This is a genomic window from Sphingomonas donggukensis, from assembly GCF_023674425.1.
GTDB lineage: Bacteria > Pseudomonadota > Alphaproteobacteria > Sphingomonadales > Sphingomonadaceae > Sphingomonas > Sphingomonas donggukensis.
In genome coordinates this window covers 2379300-2393442 of sequence record NZ_CP098401.1, presented here as the reverse complement: position 1 = coordinate 2393442, position 14143 = coordinate 2379300, and the positions used below count along the sequence as shown (strand labels likewise).

Here is a 14143-nt window from a genome sequence, read left to right as displayed (position 1 = left end):
CCGCCGCAGGCTTCTCACCCCCTTCGTGTTAGAGGCGTTGCACGCCGAAGCTCGATCCGACATCTCTGCGCCTCCGCGCCTTTGCGTGAGCCACTTTCCTTCGCGCCTTCCCTGAACCGTTTCTGCCTCACTCCGTCTTCGCCCCATCCAGCACGGCAGCGATACGCACCCGCTCAGCCGCATCGGCGGCTTTCTCCGCCTTCGTCCGTCCGAATTTCGCGCGATTGGCGTCGGCCTCGACCGCTTTTGCGGCCCTCGCTTTCGCCTTGCGAACGCGATTCAGTGATATGATTTCGGCCATTCCGTGCCTATCTAGCGCCTGAGATTTGCAAGCATTTGGAGCGAACATGGCGGGCAGCGTCAACAAGGTGATTCTGGTGGGCAATCTGGGGCGCGACCCCGAAAGCCGCAGCTTCCAGAATGGCGGCAAGGTCGTGAACCTGCGCATCGCCACGTCGGAATCGTGGAAGGATCGCAACACCGGCGAGCGTAAGGAAAAGACCGAGTGGCATTCGGTCGCGATCTTCAACGAGGGCCTCGCCAACGTTGCCGAGCGGTTCCTGCGCAAGGGCAGCAAGGTGTACATCGAGGGCGCTCTCCAGACCCGCAAATGGCAGGACCAGCAGGGCCAGGACAAATATTCGACCGAGATCGTGCTGCAGGGCTTCAACAGCGTCCTGACGATGCTGGACGGCGCGCCCGGTGCAGGTGGTGGAGCCGGCGGCGGTGGCGGTGGCTACCAGCGCGGCGGGGGCGATGACTTCGGCGGCGGCGACGATTTCGCCGGCAACTCCTCGCGCGGGGGCGGCAATTTCAACTCCGGCGCGCAGAAGAGTTCGGGCGCGGCGAAGAACGACTTCGGTGGCGGCTACGGCGACGACCTGGACGACGACGTCCCGTTCTAAGCGCAGCGCGGCGTGCGGGCCAAAGCCCGCGCGACTCGCGCCAGCCCGGCCGGCGGACGCAAGTCCGACCGACGGCATGGGCTTTGCACATGCCCGCCGACTCGCACGGCACGCCCAATGGGTATATCCTCCCCCATCGACACAAGCGGGAGGACGGCCATGCGCATGATCCTGGCGATTTCGGCCCTGATGCTGGCGGCACCCGCCGCGGCGCAGGGCGATGCGGTCGAGCGGGTCGACATTACCCTGTCGAGCTTCAAATTCGAGCCCAAGTCGATCCATTTGCAGCACGGGCGCCCGTATCTGCTGCACTTCACCAATAGCGCGAGCGGCGGGCATAATTTCGTCGCCAAGGCGTTCTTTGCGGCGGCCAAGGCGTCGGGCGTGGCCGATGGGCGGGTCGAGCTTGAACGCCATGCGTCTGCCGACGTGCGGATCGTGGCGCCGGCGGCGGGGCGGTATCCGGTCAAATGCTCGCATTTCCTGCATTCCACCTTTGGGATGACCGGGGAGATCGTGGTCGAATAGCGGCTAACGCGCCCAGCCCTCCGCAGCAGGTTTGAGCGATTCGAGGAACGCCTTAGCGCTAGCGCGCACGTCGCGCTTGTGAGCATCGTCCATCCGCGCCCAGGTGCGGTACATGTTCGCCATGCGTGGGTGATGTTCGAACCGCCGGGCGTGGCGGGCGAGAAAGTCCCAATAGAGGTAGTTGAACGGGCAGGCGTCGGGCCCGGTCTTCGCCTTCACGTCGTAGCGGCACCGGCCGCAATAGTCGGACATGCGGTTGATGTAGGCGCCGCCGCCCGCATAGGGCTTCGACGCCAGCCGCCCGCCATCGGCGTGCTGGCTCATGCCCAGCACGTTGGGCAGTTCGACCCATTGATAGGCGTCGGCATAGACGATCAGGAACCAGTCATCGATCGCCTTCGGATCGACGCCGGCGAGCATCGCGAAATTGCCGAGCACCATCAGCCGCTGGATATGATGGGCATAGGCGTGGGTGCGCGTGTCCTTCACCGCGATGTGCAGGCAGCGCATGTCTGTTTCGGCAGTCCAGTAGAATTCGGGCAGCGGGCGCATCGCGCGCAGGGCGTTGGCGTCGGCGAACCCGGGCATCTCCAGCCAGTACATGCCCCGGATATATTCGCGCCAGCCGAGGATCTGGCGGACGAAACCCTCTACCGCGTTGATCGGCGCGTCTTCCGCGTCGTAGGCCGCGACGGCCGCATCGCAGACTTCGCGCGGCGTGAGCAGGCCGCAGTTGAGCGCGGGGCTGAGCACGCTGTGGTAGAGCGTGTCCTGGCTGCTGAGCATCGCGTCCTGATAGTCGCCGAAGCCGGGCAGTGCGGTCGTGATGAAATGCTTAAGCGCATGGCGGGCCTGGGCGGCGGTCACCGGGAAGGCGAAGGGTTCGAGGTCGCCGAAATGTGTGCCGAAGCGCTTGGCGACCAGTGCGAGGACATCGCGCGTCATCTCGTCCGGGGTGAAGCGTGATGGCGCGGGGTAGTTGAGCCCGCGCGGCGGGGTCTTGCGATTGTCGTGGTCGTAGTTCCACTTGCCGCCGACCGGCGTGCCGTCCGCCGTCATGAGCAGCCCGGTCTGCTGGCGCATCTCGCGGTAGAAATACTCCATCACGAGCGACTTGCGGCCCTTCGCCCATCGCCTGAAATCGTCGGTCGAACAGAAGAAGCGATCGTCGGCGAGCACCTCGACCGGCACGCCGAGCGTTTGTTCCCATCCGAGGATCATTTGCTGCACGCGCCATTCGCCCGCCTCGACGATGCGGATCGCGCTCGCGGCGTGGCGCTTGACGGCGCGGGCGACTTCCCCGGTGAAACTGCCGGTGTTGCCGCGCGCATCGAGCGCAACATAGTCAACGCGCCAGCCGTCGCGTTTCAGTTCGACGGCGAAATGTCGCATGGCGGAGAGGATCAACGCGATCTTCTTGGGGTGATGGCGGACATAGGTCGTCTCGTCGGCGACCTCCATCATCAGGACGACCGCATCGGCTTGGTCGACCTCGCGCAGCGATGCGAGCCCGTGGCTGAGCTGATCGCCCAGGATCGGGATCAGGACTGTCATCGCCTGAGCAGAAACACCGCGTGTTCCGCGCGGAAATTGGCCGCGGCGGCGCTGGTCGGGCGACCGCGGTTGAGGAACCACGCGCCCTCCACGATGATGCCGCGCGCCGCAACGTGCGCGCGGAAATCGTCGACGGTGACGTGGTGGATGTTGGGTGTCTCGTACCAGGCGAGCGGCAACAGCGTCGTGACCGGCATCCGTCCGCCCCAGAGCAGCGACGCGCGCACCCGCCAGTGCGCGAAATTGGGGAACGACACGAACGCCCGGGCGCCGATGCGCAACAGTTCGTCGAGCACGACGTCGGGGCGCATCGTCGTCTGCAGCGTCTGGCTGAGGATCGCATAGTCGAACGCCGCGTCCGGATAATCGGCCAGGTCGGTGTCGGCGTTGCCCTGCACCACCGACAGCCCGCGTGCGACTGCGGTGGCGACGTCGCCGGCGTCGAGTTCCAGCCCGCGCGCGTCGCAGCTTCGCGTCTCCTCCAGCGCCGCCATCAGCGCGCCGTCGCCGCAGCCGACGTCAAGCACGCGCGATCCGGGCGCGACGTTGGCGGCGATGATCGCCAGGTCGGGGCGGAGGCTCACGGCGCCGCCCTCAGCATCGCTTCGGCCTCGGGCGACAGGCGCTCCATGAAGCGTTCGGGCCGGAGCAGCGCGTGGAAGCCCAGCGGTTCGTAAACGCCGTGGGCGTCGGCAGTGACCAGCCCGATGCGCCGGATGCCGGCGAAGTCGGGGTGATCGACGAACCAGCCGACCATCCGCCGCCCCAGCCCCTGCCCGCGCACGGCTTCGTCCACCCAGACATCGGCGATCCACGCGAAGGTGGCGTGGTCGGTGATCGCGCGCGCGAAGCCGACCTGCGCGCCGGTGTCGTCATAGGCGCCGAGGCAATGCGACCCGGCGATCGCCCGCGCGACCCGCTCGAGTGCGATGCCCGGCGACCAGTAGCTCGACGCGAGCCAGCCGTGGATGCGGGTGATGTCCAAGCGGGTGTCGTCGTCAGACAGGTCGATGGTCATGGGCGCGCTCTCTCACCGTTCGTTTCGAGCGAAGTCGAGAAACCAGTGCGCGGAACAGGTTTCTCGACTTCGCTCGAAACGAACGGGTCTGGGGGAACGGTCACCGTACCGCCTCCAGGAATCCCGTCATCACCCGGTCGAGTTCGGGGGAGTCGAGCAGGAAGGCGTCGTGGCCGTAGGGGGATGACAGTTCGACGAAGCTCGCGCGCGCGCCCGCCGCGTTCAGGGCGTGGACGATGCTGCGCGACTCCGCGGTGGGATACAGCCAGTCGGTATCGAAGCTGACGAGGCAGAAGCGCGTGGCGGTGCCGCGGAAGGCGCCCGCGAGGTGCCCGCCATGTTCCTCGGCCAGGTCGAAATAGTCGAGCGCGCGGGTGATGTAGAGGTAGGAATTGGCGTCGAACCGGTCGGTGAAGGCGATCCCCTGGTGGCGCAGATAGCTTTCGACCTGGAAATCGGCGTCGAAGCCGAAGGTCTTGGCGTCACGCCCTTGCAGCTTGCGCCCGAATTTCTCGGTGAGGCCCGCTTCCGACAGATAGGTGATGTGCGCGGCCATGCGTGCGACGGCGAGGCCCGCGGTCGGCGGATCGCCGACGTCGTAATAGGCGCCGCCGCGCCACTTCGGGTCGGCCATGATCGCCTGGCGTCCGACCTCGTGAAAGGCGATGTTCTGCGCCGAGTGGCGCGCGGCGCTGGCCAGCACGACGCAGGCGCGGACGCGCTGCGGAAACGTCGCCGCCCAGCTCAGCGCCTGCATTCCGCCCATCGACCCGCCCACGACCGCGGCGAGGGTGTCGATGCCGAGGTGGTCGATCAGCATCTCCTGCGCGCGCACCATGTCGCGGATGGTGATGACGGGAAACGCCATGCCGTACGGCCGCCCGGTCGCGGGATCGATGCTGGCCGGACCCGACGACCCCATGCAGCTGCCGATCACGTTGCTGCACACCACGAACCAGCGGTCGGTGTCGATCGGCTTGCCCGAGCCCACCATCCGCGCCCACCAGCCGGGCTTGCCGGTGCGGGGATGGGCGGAGGCGAGATGCTGGTCGCCGGTCAGCGCATGCGCGACGAGAATCGCGTTCGACGCGTCGGCGTTCAGCGTGCCGTAGGTCTCGTAGGCGATCTGGACCTGCGCCAGCGTGCCGCCGCCGTCGAGTGCCAGCGCACCAAGCGTCGCGCTGCGGTCGAGCCCGAAACGCGTGTCGGTCACGCGGCTGGGCCCACGAATGTTGACAAAGTTGACGCCCGAAACGGGGGGCAGGCGGCCCCGCGCGACCGCTGGTGCGCCGGGACAGCGGGGTGGGGCGGCGCGACGAGCGGCATGGCGCCGCTATGGCACGACTGCGACGATGTAGGACAGAGCGTTTACGCAGATGCGCGTCACCCCATCCGGCGTGCGGGCGCGCGGGCGGCGATGATCGCCTGTGCCGCCAGCCGCCCGGTCTGCGCACCACCGTTCATGTAGCCGGGATAGGCGTCGGACAGATGCTCGCCGGCGAAGATCACCGGGCCGGCGGAGAGTGGGGAGGACGCGACGCCGTTGGCCTCGGTCCAGATCAGGTCGGCGAATTTCGTCAGCTGCCCGGTGCGGAAATTGACATAGCCGCCGCCGGTAAAGGGCTCGTCGTGCCAGTTGGTGCGGCGGACGGTCGCGCCGGTGGCGGCGGCCATGCCGGGCACGCCTGCTTCGGCAAGCTTCGCCCAGCGTAACGCCAGTGCGCGCGCGTCGGGCAGGTCGGCGGCGCGGACCTCGCGGCCCCCGGTGAACCAGGTCCACACGCTGCCGGCGCCCGGCGACGGACGCACGCCGCCGTCCCAGCCGAGCGACGATCCGACGTCGTGCGCGACCTGCCAGATCTCGCCGCCGCGGCCGATCGGTTTTTCCCAGGGCCGCGCGGTCGTCGCGACCTGCACCTTGCCGTTCAGGCCCAGCCCGACCTCGGCGATGAATTGGCGCCACAGCGTCGGCAGCGGCACGCCGTAAGCGACCTTGCTCATCACCGATGCGGGCGTGGTAACGATGACGTTGGCGGCGTCGAAGGTCTCGTCGTTCGAGAAGGTCAGGCGCACGCCCGCACCCTTCGGATCAACGCGGGTCAGGCGGCGATAGGTGACGATGCGGCTGGCCAGCCGCTTGCCCATCGCCTCGACCAGCGTGCTGCTGCCGCCGGAGATCAGGAAGCGTTCGTCGCTGCGGCTGAGCACGTCGATGCGGCGCCCGGCGACCGAGGGCAGGTTGAACACCAGTTCGAGCGCGGAAGCCTGCGCGGGCTCGACCCCATATTCGGTGCGCGCGGTCGCCTCCATCAGGCGCCGTGCCCAGTCGTCGGGCATGAGGGCTGCGTATTTGTCGAGGTAGCCGGTGAACGACAGGCGATCGAGCGCGGCGGCGACCCGCGCATAATCCTTGTCGAGCGCGGCGGCATCGGCGTCGATCTGGCCGGCGATGCCGCGCAGGCCCGCGATCAGCCGGTCGCGCGGCAGCTCGGTGCCGCCATCGAGGATCATCGTGCGGTGGGGCGCGCCCTTGCGATCGATCAGCGCGATGCCGAACGCCTTGCACAGCGCGTGCATGTCGGCGTGCTCGGTGTTGACCAGCTGGCCGCCCATCTCGAACGGCGGCGCGCCTTTCGCACGGGCGGTGTACATGCGTCCGCCCAGCCGCGTGCGCGCTTCGAACAGGCGGGCGTCGATGCCGGCGTTGGTCAGGTGCCATAGCGCCGAGAGCCCGGCGATGCCGCCGCCGATAATCGCGACCGGGCCGCTCGCCGCGGCGCGCACCGGACGCGGCAGGGCGGCGGCCGCCGCCGTGCCCGCCAGCGCCACGATCAACTGGCGCCGCGACAGTCCGTCGCCGCCGGGCACGGGCGCAGGCAGCCCGCGCGCGCGCAGATGCTCCTGCCGCGCCGCCTCCATCGCCTGCCAGAAAGCCGTCGGTCCCCGCATCGTCGCCCCCTTGAGAACTGACGCCATAGCGGCGTCCGCTTGCCAAGGCGACAGCCTCCCGCGCATAGGCGGCACATGACGACAGCACCCGCACCCAAGCCGTGGATCATGGACATCGCGCCCTATATTCCCGGGCGCAGCACGACCGACGATGGCCGCAAGGTCGTGAAGCTGTCGTCGAACGAGAATCCGCTGGGCACTAGCGACGCGGCGCGGGCGGCCTTCGCGGGCGCGGCGCACACTCTGGAGCGCTATCCCGACGCGAGCGGCGCTGAGCTGCGCGAGACGCTGGCGGAGATGCACGGGCTCGACCCGGCGCGGATCATCTACGGCAACGGATCGGACGAGGTGCTGCACCTGGCCGCGGGCGCGTTCGCCGGGCCGGGGGACGAGGTGATCCACGTCCGCTACGGCTTCGCGGTGTACGAGATCGCGACGCGGCGGGTCGGCGCGACGCCGGTCATCGCGCCGGACAACGACTACGCCACCGACGTCGATGCGATCCTGGCCTGCGTCACCGATCGCACCCGGATCGTGTTCGTCGCCAATCCCAACAACCCGACCGGCACCTACACGCCGAAGGCCGAGATCGCGCGGCTGCACGCCGGGCTGCGCCCCGACATCCTGCTGGTGCTCGACCACGCCTATGCCGAGTATATCGAGGGCGATGCCGAGGATGGCGGGATGGCGCTGGCCGAGAGCGCGCCCAACGTGCTGGTCACGCGCACCTTCTCCAAGATGTACGGCTTGGCCGCCGAGCGGATCGGCTGGGGCTATGCGTCGGCGGAGATCGTCGCGGCGATGCACCGTATCCGCCTGCCGTTCTCGATCACCATCGCCGGGACCGCAGCGGCGATCGCGGCGCTCTCCGACCGCGACTTCGTCGATCACACGCGGGCGCATAATGCGCAGTGGCGGGCGTGGTTCGCGGACGAGATCGGCAAGATGGGCAATGCGGGCTTGCGCGCCGTGCCGAGCCAGGCGAATTTCGTGCTGGTGCTGTTCGAGGGCGATCTGACCGCCGAGGCCGCGTACAAGGGGCTGATGGACGCGGGCTATATCGTCCGCTGGCTGCCCGGACAGGGCCTGCCGAACGGCCTGCGCATCACTATCGGCACCGCGGAGGAGACGCAGGGCGTGCTGGCGGCGATCAGGGCGCTGGTAGAGGGCTGATGCTGCCCTTCGCGCGCGTGACGATCATCGGCCTGGGCCTGATCGGGTCGTCGATCGCGCGCGGGGTGCGTGCGGGCATGCCGGGGGTCGCGCTGTCGGGCTATGACGCCGATCCCGAGGTGCGGGAAACGGCGCGGGCGCTGGCGCTGGTCGACGATGTCGCCGATACACCCGGCGCGGCGTTGATCGATGCCGACCTGGTGATCCTGTGCGTGCCGGTCGGTGCGATCGGCGCGGTGGCGGCAGAGATCGCGGCCGACCTGCCTGCAGACGCGATCCTGAGCGACGTAGGGTCGTGCAAGGCAAGCGTGGTCGAGGCGTTGCAGGCAGCACTCCCCGCAGCAACGATCGTGCCGGCGCATCCGGTCGCGGGGACCGAGCGTAGCGGGCCCGAGGCCGGGTTCGCCGCGCTGTTCCACAAACGCTGGTGCATCCTGACCCCGCCCGAGGGCACGCCGGCGGTCGCGGTCGAGCGGGTCGCCGAATTCTGGCGGCGGCTGGGTGCCGACATCGACATCATGGCCCCCGACCACCACGACCGCGTGCTGGCCGTCACCAGCCATTTGCCGCACCTGATCGCCTATACCATCGTCGGCACCGCCAGCGACCTGGAGGAAGTGACGTCGAGCGAGGTTATCAAATATTCGGCGGGCGGTTTTCGCGACTTCACCCGCATCGCCGCGTCCGACCCGACGATGTGGCGCGACGTGTTCCTCAGCAACCGCGAGGCGGTACTCGACATGCTCCAGCGGTTTTCGGAGGACCTGAGCGAGCTGCAACGCGCGATCCGCTGGGGCAAGGGCGACCAGCTGTTCGACACCTTCACCCGCACGCGCGCGGTGCGGCGGTCGATCATCGAACAGGGCCAGGACGACGCACGGCCCGATTTCGGGCGCGGGGATCATTAGGATCGGGCGCGCTCACCCCCCCGCCGTTCGTCTCGAGTAGGGATCGAGCTTGTCGAGAGCCCGTATCAAGAGATGCCTGTCCTGTGGCACGGACCTCTCGATACGCCGTCTCGACAAGCTCGACGGCTACTCGAGGCGAACGAGGTTGTTAGAGTGGGCCGCGCCAACCTCCAGCACATTGATCGCCGCATGCACCAGCGGCTCGACCTCACGCCTGTTCAGCCCCGGCGCGATCGCGGGCTGGAAGGCGAAGCGGATGATGCCGGGGCGCTTGGGACCGTGTTTGGGCCAGACGTGGCCGCTGTCGATCGCGACCGGGACCAGCGGCATCTTCAGCGCGCGGTAGAGGCCGACGAAGCCCGGTTTCAGCTCGGGCATCGCGCCGGGCACGACGCGGGTGCCTTCGGGAAAGATCACCACCGATCGTCCGCTCGCCGCCGCAGCCTCGGCATCGCGCATCATCTGGCGCAGCGCACCCGACGAGCCTTCGCGGTCGACCACGATCATGCCGTAGCGCCGCGCCGCCCAGCCCCATACCGGGATGTCGGCCAGTTCCTTCTTCAGCACGATGACCGGCGCGTCGAGCAGGGCGACCATCTCGAACGTCTCGAACATCGCCTGGTGCTTGCCGGCGTAGAGTGCCGGGGTCGTCGGAATCTCGCCCGACACGACGACGCGCACGCCCTGCACCCAGCGCGCGCAGAACCGGTGGTAGCGCGTCCAGAACACCACCCACCAGCGCAGCGCCGCGGTGCCGAAGAGCGCCATCACCGGCGCCATCAACACGATCGGCACCGATCCGCCGAAGAACGCGGCGTTGAACGCCCAGGTGCGGACGCGCGCGATCATGCGTAGCCGACCAGGAAGGCCGCGCGCCGGACCAGGTATTTGTTGTACTCGCGCACCAGCATGCCGAACGCGGGGTTGCTCGGCACCGGATCGCCGATCACCTCGACCCCGTCGCCGAGCGCCTTCGTCAGTTCGAGGCGCGCGCGCGGCATGTGCCATTCGGCGGTGACGAGCCGGACCGACGTATATTTGTGGCTGCGCACCCAGGCGGCGGTTTCCTCGCCGTTGGAGCGGGTGTCGACCGCCTCCTTGCCGAGGTCGATGCAGCAGGTGAACAGGCGGCGCGGCACCTTGTACGCTGCGGCCAGTTCGGACGGGCGCACCGACGGGTCGGCGCCCGAGATCAGCATGCGCTTCGCTGCCTTGTCCTCCAGCAGCGCCAGCCCGTGCGGGATGCGCCCGGCGCCGCCGGTCAGCACGACGATGGCGTCGGTGCGGCGCGCGTCGGGAATGCCCTTCAGCGACAGCATGAAGGCCGCAAAGCCGAGCAGATAGGCAAGCGCGAAGACCGCGATGAGCCGCGTGATCCTCACAACACGCGCCTCAACGTGCCGACGACGGCGATGCGCGCGGCGAGCGTCGCCAGCAGCGCGAAGGCGAGCGGCAGCGCGGCGAGGATCAGCCAGTCGACGAGCGAGAGCGTTACGCCGCGCACCAGCGTCGAATCGAGCGCCGCGATCTGCGACCCGACCAGCGCCACCGCGACGAGCGCCGCCAGCGTGCCGATGGCACCGCCGGTCAGCGTGTCGAGCGCGATGCGACGCTGGAACAGGCGCGCCACCTGGATATCGGTCGATCCGAGCATGTGGAGCACATCGATGGTGTCGCGGTGCGTGTCGAGTCCCGACCGCGCCGTCAGCAGCACGATCGCCGACGTCGCGGTCGCCATCAGCAGGACGAGCCCGCCAGCCAGCCACGCGATCGACAGGACGAAGCTGCGCACCGGCGCAAGCCAGCGGGCGTTGCGATCGACCTGCGCGCCGGGCGCTAGGCTTCGGATGCGTGCCGCGGCGGCATCGGCGGTGGCGTCGCGCGCGTCGGCCAGGTCGACATCGACCATCACCGGGATCGGCAGGTCGGCGTCGAGCCCGGCATCGCCCAACCACGGGCGCAGCAGCTCCGCCATCTTCGCGCGCGGCACCGCCTGCGCCTGCACCACGCCCGGCACGCCACCGATCGCCACGACGGTGCGCGCGACTGCGGCGTCGTCGGGGGAGAAGATCTGCACGGTCAGCCGCCCGGCGAGCTGGCGGTCGAGCCCGGTCGCGGCGCCCAGCGTGCCGAGCCCGAGTGCCGCGACCAGCACCGTCAGGAACAGCATTACCGCCATCACCCAGCGCATCGCGCGGGTGCGGCGACCGTCGTCGAGCAGGCTGCGGCCCGCGGTGCCGGGCGACAGGCGGCTCACGGCTTCCTCGGCGGGTGGCGCAGCGATCCGGTGGGATCGGGCAGGCGCCCTGCATCGAGCCGCATCATGTGTGCGCCCGGAATGCGCTGGAGCAGCTGGAAGTCATGCGTCGCGACGACGACGGTGGTGCCCAGGCGATTGAGGCTTTCGAACAAATGCAGCAGCCGGTCGGCCATGTCGGGATCGACGTTGCCGGTCGGTTCGTCGGCGACCAGCATTTCGGGCCGGGTGATGACCGCGCGGGCGATGGCGATGCGCTGCTGCTCCCCGCCCGACAGCGTCGGCGGCTTCGCATCGGCGCGGTCGCGCAGGCCCACCCACGCGAGCATTTCGCGCACCGGCGCCTCGATCTCGGCCTCGCTCACGCCCGACACGCGCAACGGCAGCGCGATGTTGTCGGCGGCGGACAGGTGCGGGATCAGGCGGAAGTCCTGGAACACCACGCCGATGCGGCGGCGAAATCCGGGCAGCCGGTCGCGCGGCATCGTCACCGCATCCTCCCCGAACAGGCGGATGATGCCGCGCGTCGGGCGCTGGGCGAGGTACAGGAGCTTCAGTAGCGACGTCTTGCCCGCGCCGCTCGCCCCGGTCAGGAAATAGAAGGCGCCGGTCGCCAGCGTGAAGCTGACGTCGCTCAGCGTTTCCGGCCCGGTGCCGTAGCGCAAACCGACATTTTCGAACTGGACGATGTTCGCCATGCGGCCCGGCGGTGCCCCCAGCTGCGGGTTTGTTGTGGATAACCCGCATCGCACAGCCGTCGGGGGCGCTCAAGCGGCACGCGACTCTTGCCCGCGACTCGCGGTCGTGCTTAGATTCGCGGCAATTGCAAGGGCGCACGGGCGCCCGCTTTGACCGGACAGGCCCGATGATCCTCGAATGTACCGAGTGCAACGCTCGCTATCTGGTTCCCGACACCGCGATCGGCGCCGAGGGACGCACGGTGCGCTGCGCCAGCTGCCGGCACAGCTGGTTCCAGCCGCCGGCCCTGCTCGACCTGTCGGCGCGCGACCGGGTGGAGGCGGCGCCGGCCGCCGCCGCGCCGCCCGTGGTTGTTCCGGCGCCTGTCGCGGCGAAGGCCGCTGCTGTAGCCGCCCCGCTGCCGTCCGTCGGCGAGCAGCCGGCGCGCAGCCCCGAAATCCGCACCTTCGTCGACGATGCGGTCACCAATCCGCCGCCGGCGTTCGATGCCTTCGCGCATCGCCCGCCGTTCCGCCCGACGCGCAACCCCGCGAAACGCTGGACCGCGGCGGCGGTGGTCGCCGGCCTGTCGATGACGCTGGGCGCGGGGGCGATCCTCTATTCGGGCGCACCGGGGCTGGCGGCGCAGTTCGGCCTGCCGATCGGCGCGGCGGAGACGCCGCTTCGCTTCGTCGACCAGGCGATCGACCGCCGCGACATGGGCACCGGCAACGAATTGTTCGCAGTCAGCGGCAAGGTGGTCAACCCGACCGGCGAGACGCAGCGCGTGCCCAACATCCGCGTCGAGCTGCGCGATGCGCAGGGGCGGCTGGTGTTCGACTGGATGGTCGAGCCGCGGACGCGCTCGCTGGCGCCCAATGCCGAGGTGGCGTTCCTGAGCGGGCGGGTGGACGTGCCGGCCAATTCGAAGGTGCTGAAGCTGAGCTTCGCGAAAGGCGTCGCGCGCTGAACCCGACCGCGCCGACGGTCAGTCGGCGACGCCCAGGTACAGCAGCATCAGCACGAACATCGGCACGATGATGCCGATGAAATTGACCATCCAGAACGTCCGCCACAGCGCCCCGAACCGGGTGAGCAGATAGGCGCGCTTGAACTGGTGGTAGATGTGGACCGGCGGGATCGCGAGGGCCGCGATCACCAGCACCGCGTTCGGAATGCCGATCAGGCCCAGCAGCCCCAGCGCGACCATCAGCAGCGACATGAACGACAGCGAATAGGTCGCGAAGATCGCGTGGTCGTACAGCCCGACGCCGCGGCGCAGGGGAAACAGGATCCACAGGAACGGCAGCGACAGCGGGATCAGCGCCCAGCTGAATTTATAGGCCGAACTCTTCATCTTGTAGAGCAGCAGCTTCGGATTTTCCTTGGCATGCTGGACCTTCTGCTCGAACCAGTTGTCGGGCTTGCTCGGTGTCTTCGCTTTGGCGGCGGCGTCGGGCAGGAAGGCCTGCGCCTGTAGCACTTGGCGGCGGTCGTCGCGGGCGCTGGCGACGCGGCGCTCGGCGCGCGTGACCTCGGCTGGATCGGCCTCTGGATCGGCGCGCAGCTTCGCCAGCTGCTGGCTGCGGCGGACGAAATTGGCGTCGGCCTTGGCGCGCGCCTGGTCCAGGCTGGCGCGGGCCTTGTCCATGCCGCCCTGCACGCCCGCGCCGTTCAGGAAATCGCCGCCACCGATCGACCAGCCGGGGAGATTGGCGACGACCGCGAACAGCAGGAATACCGAGAACAGGAACATCGCCATCGGCGACACGAACTTCGCACGCTCGCCGTGGACATAGCGGCGGGTGAGCTCGCCGGGGCGGAAGGCAAGCTTCGGCAGCGTCGACCAGAACTTGCCCTCGAAATGGAACACGCCGTGGAGGATGTCGTGGACCAGCGCGCCGGCGGTGCGGTGGACGTGGCCGTGCTGGCCGCACATCCGGCAGAACGGGCCCTCGAGCGCCGCGCCGCAGTTCGCACACGCACCCGATGCGTCATGGCCGGAGGCGTCGGATGCGTGCAGCCGCTCCACCTCGCGCGCCAGGATTCCTCCCGTCGCGATCATCCCCGCGGTTTCGATAGCGTCGTTCATTGCCGTCCCCCGCCAACGGTCATGCCGCAGCGGCGCGCGGCGGTCGAGATGGTTTTGGCACGGGAGCGCGCGATGATAGGG

At 69.0% G+C, this 14143-nt stretch carries 16 protein-coding genes; 5 read left to right on the top strand and 11 right to left on the bottom strand.

Annotation, left to right across the window (positions count from 1 at the left end; genetic code table 11):
• Nucleotides 1-127 precede the first annotated feature (127 nt).
• Entirely contained in the window at nt 128-349 is a 222-nt protein-coding gene (locus M9980_RS11750; RefSeq protein WP_340689100.1) for a DUF4169 family protein, read from the bottom strand.
• Between M9980_RS11750 and ssb the strand changes: the two genes are divergently transcribed.
• Nucleotides 348-905, top strand: coding sequence for a single-stranded DNA-binding protein (ssb, locus tag M9980_RS11745; RefSeq protein WP_250751024.1), 558 nt, complete (start codon nt 348-350; stop codon nt 903-905). The genes M9980_RS11750 and ssb overlap by 2 nt on opposite strands.
• A gap of 159 nt (nt 906-1064) precedes the next feature.
• Nucleotides 1065-1433, top strand: a complete 369-nt coding sequence (locus tag M9980_RS11740) for a cupredoxin domain-containing protein (RefSeq protein WP_250751021.1) — start codon at nt 1065-1067, stop codon at nt 1431-1433.
• A 3-nt stretch (nt 1434-1436) separates the two neighbouring features.
• Here the strand turns inward: M9980_RS11740 and M9980_RS11735 are convergent, their stop codons facing one another.
• The 5 genes from M9980_RS11735 to M9980_RS11715 form a co-directional block, all read right to left on the bottom strand.
• Complete coding sequence (locus tag M9980_RS11735; protein ID WP_250751019.1) at nt 1437-2987, bottom strand: cryptochrome/photolyase family protein; 1551 nt, start codon at nt 2985-2987, stop codon at nt 1437-1439.
• Nucleotides 2984-3571 (bottom strand): methionine biosynthesis protein MetW, encoded by a 588-nt coding sequence (gene metW, locus M9980_RS11730; RefSeq protein ID WP_250751018.1) that lies wholly within the window; start codon nt 3569-3571, stop codon nt 2984-2986. The genes M9980_RS11735 and metW overlap by 4 nt, the downstream gene beginning before the upstream one ends.
• Nucleotides 3568-4005: a GNAT family N-acetyltransferase gene (locus M9980_RS11725; protein ID WP_250751016.1), complete on the bottom strand. Its 438-nt coding sequence runs from the start codon at nt 4003-4005 to the stop codon at nt 3568-3570. Before M9980_RS11725 ends, metW begins: the two co-directional genes overlap by 4 nt.
• Nucleotides 4006-4105: 100 nt before the next feature.
• On the bottom strand, nt 4106-5218 hold the full coding sequence (gene metX, locus M9980_RS11720) for a homoserine O-acetyltransferase MetX (protein WP_250751014.1): 1113 nt from the start codon (nt 5216-5218) through the stop codon (nt 4106-4108).
• Nucleotides 5219-5388: 170 nt separating this feature from the next.
• Nucleotides 5389-6954, bottom strand: coding sequence for a flavin monoamine oxidase family protein (locus tag M9980_RS11715; RefSeq protein ID WP_250751012.1), 1566 nt, complete (start codon nt 6952-6954; stop codon nt 5389-5391).
• Nucleotides 6955-7029: 75 nt separating this feature from the next.
• Here M9980_RS11715 and hisC point away from each other — a divergent pair, with 75 nt between their 5' ends.
• Both hisC and M9980_RS11705 read left to right on the top strand, forming a co-directional pair.
• The gene (gene hisC, locus M9980_RS11710; RefSeq protein ID WP_250751010.1) at nt 7030-8127 is read left to right on the top strand and encodes a histidinol-phosphate transaminase; all 1098 of its coding nucleotides are present in this window, start codon (nt 7030-7032) and stop codon (nt 8125-8127) included.
• The gene (locus M9980_RS11705; protein ID WP_250750997.1) at nt 8127-9035 is read left to right on the top strand and encodes a prephenate/arogenate dehydrogenase family protein; all 909 of its coding nucleotides are present in this window, start codon (nt 8127-8129) and stop codon (nt 9033-9035) included. The genes hisC and M9980_RS11705 overlap by 1 nt, the downstream gene beginning before the upstream one ends.
• A gap of 126 nt (nt 9036-9161) precedes the next feature.
• Here the strand turns inward: M9980_RS11705 and M9980_RS11700 are convergent, their stop codons facing one another.
• Genes M9980_RS11700 through ftsE form a run of 4 tightly spaced genes read right to left on the bottom strand, consistent with a single transcriptional unit; the run spans nt 9162 to nt 11990 of the window.
• Nucleotides 9162-9884, bottom strand: a complete 723-nt coding sequence (locus M9980_RS11700; protein WP_250750995.1) for a lysophospholipid acyltransferase family protein — start codon at nt 9882-9884, stop codon at nt 9162-9164.
• Entirely contained in the window at nt 9881-10354 is a 474-nt protein-coding gene (locus M9980_RS11695; protein ID WP_250754911.1) for a YdcF family protein, read from the bottom strand. The genes M9980_RS11700 and M9980_RS11695 overlap by 4 nt, the downstream gene beginning before the upstream one ends.
• Before the next feature lie 59 nt (nt 10355-10413).
• A complete protein-coding gene (locus M9980_RS11690) occupies nt 10414-11292 on the bottom strand; it encodes a cell division protein FtsX (protein WP_250750993.1) in 879 nt (292 codons plus the stop codon).
• Nucleotides 11289-11990: a cell division ATP-binding protein FtsE gene (gene ftsE, locus M9980_RS11685; RefSeq protein ID WP_250750990.1), complete on the bottom strand. Its 702-nt coding sequence runs from the start codon at nt 11988-11990 to the stop codon at nt 11289-11291. Before ftsE ends, M9980_RS11690 begins: the two co-directional genes overlap by 4 nt.
• Nucleotides 11991-12157: 167 nt before the next feature.
• On the opposite strand from ftsE, the gene M9980_RS11680 reads away from it, so the two are divergent.
• Nucleotides 12158-12940, top strand: a complete 783-nt coding sequence (locus tag M9980_RS11680) for a zinc-ribbon domain-containing protein (RefSeq protein WP_250750988.1) — start codon at nt 12158-12160, stop codon at nt 12938-12940.
• An 18-nt stretch (nt 12941-12958) separates the two neighbouring features.
• On the opposite strand, the gene M9980_RS11675 is transcribed toward M9980_RS11680, so the two are convergent.
• Entirely contained in the window at nt 12959-14062 is a 1104-nt protein-coding gene (locus M9980_RS11675; protein ID WP_250750986.1) for a DUF3667 domain-containing protein, read from the bottom strand.
• Nucleotides 14063-14143 lie beyond the last annotated feature (81 nt).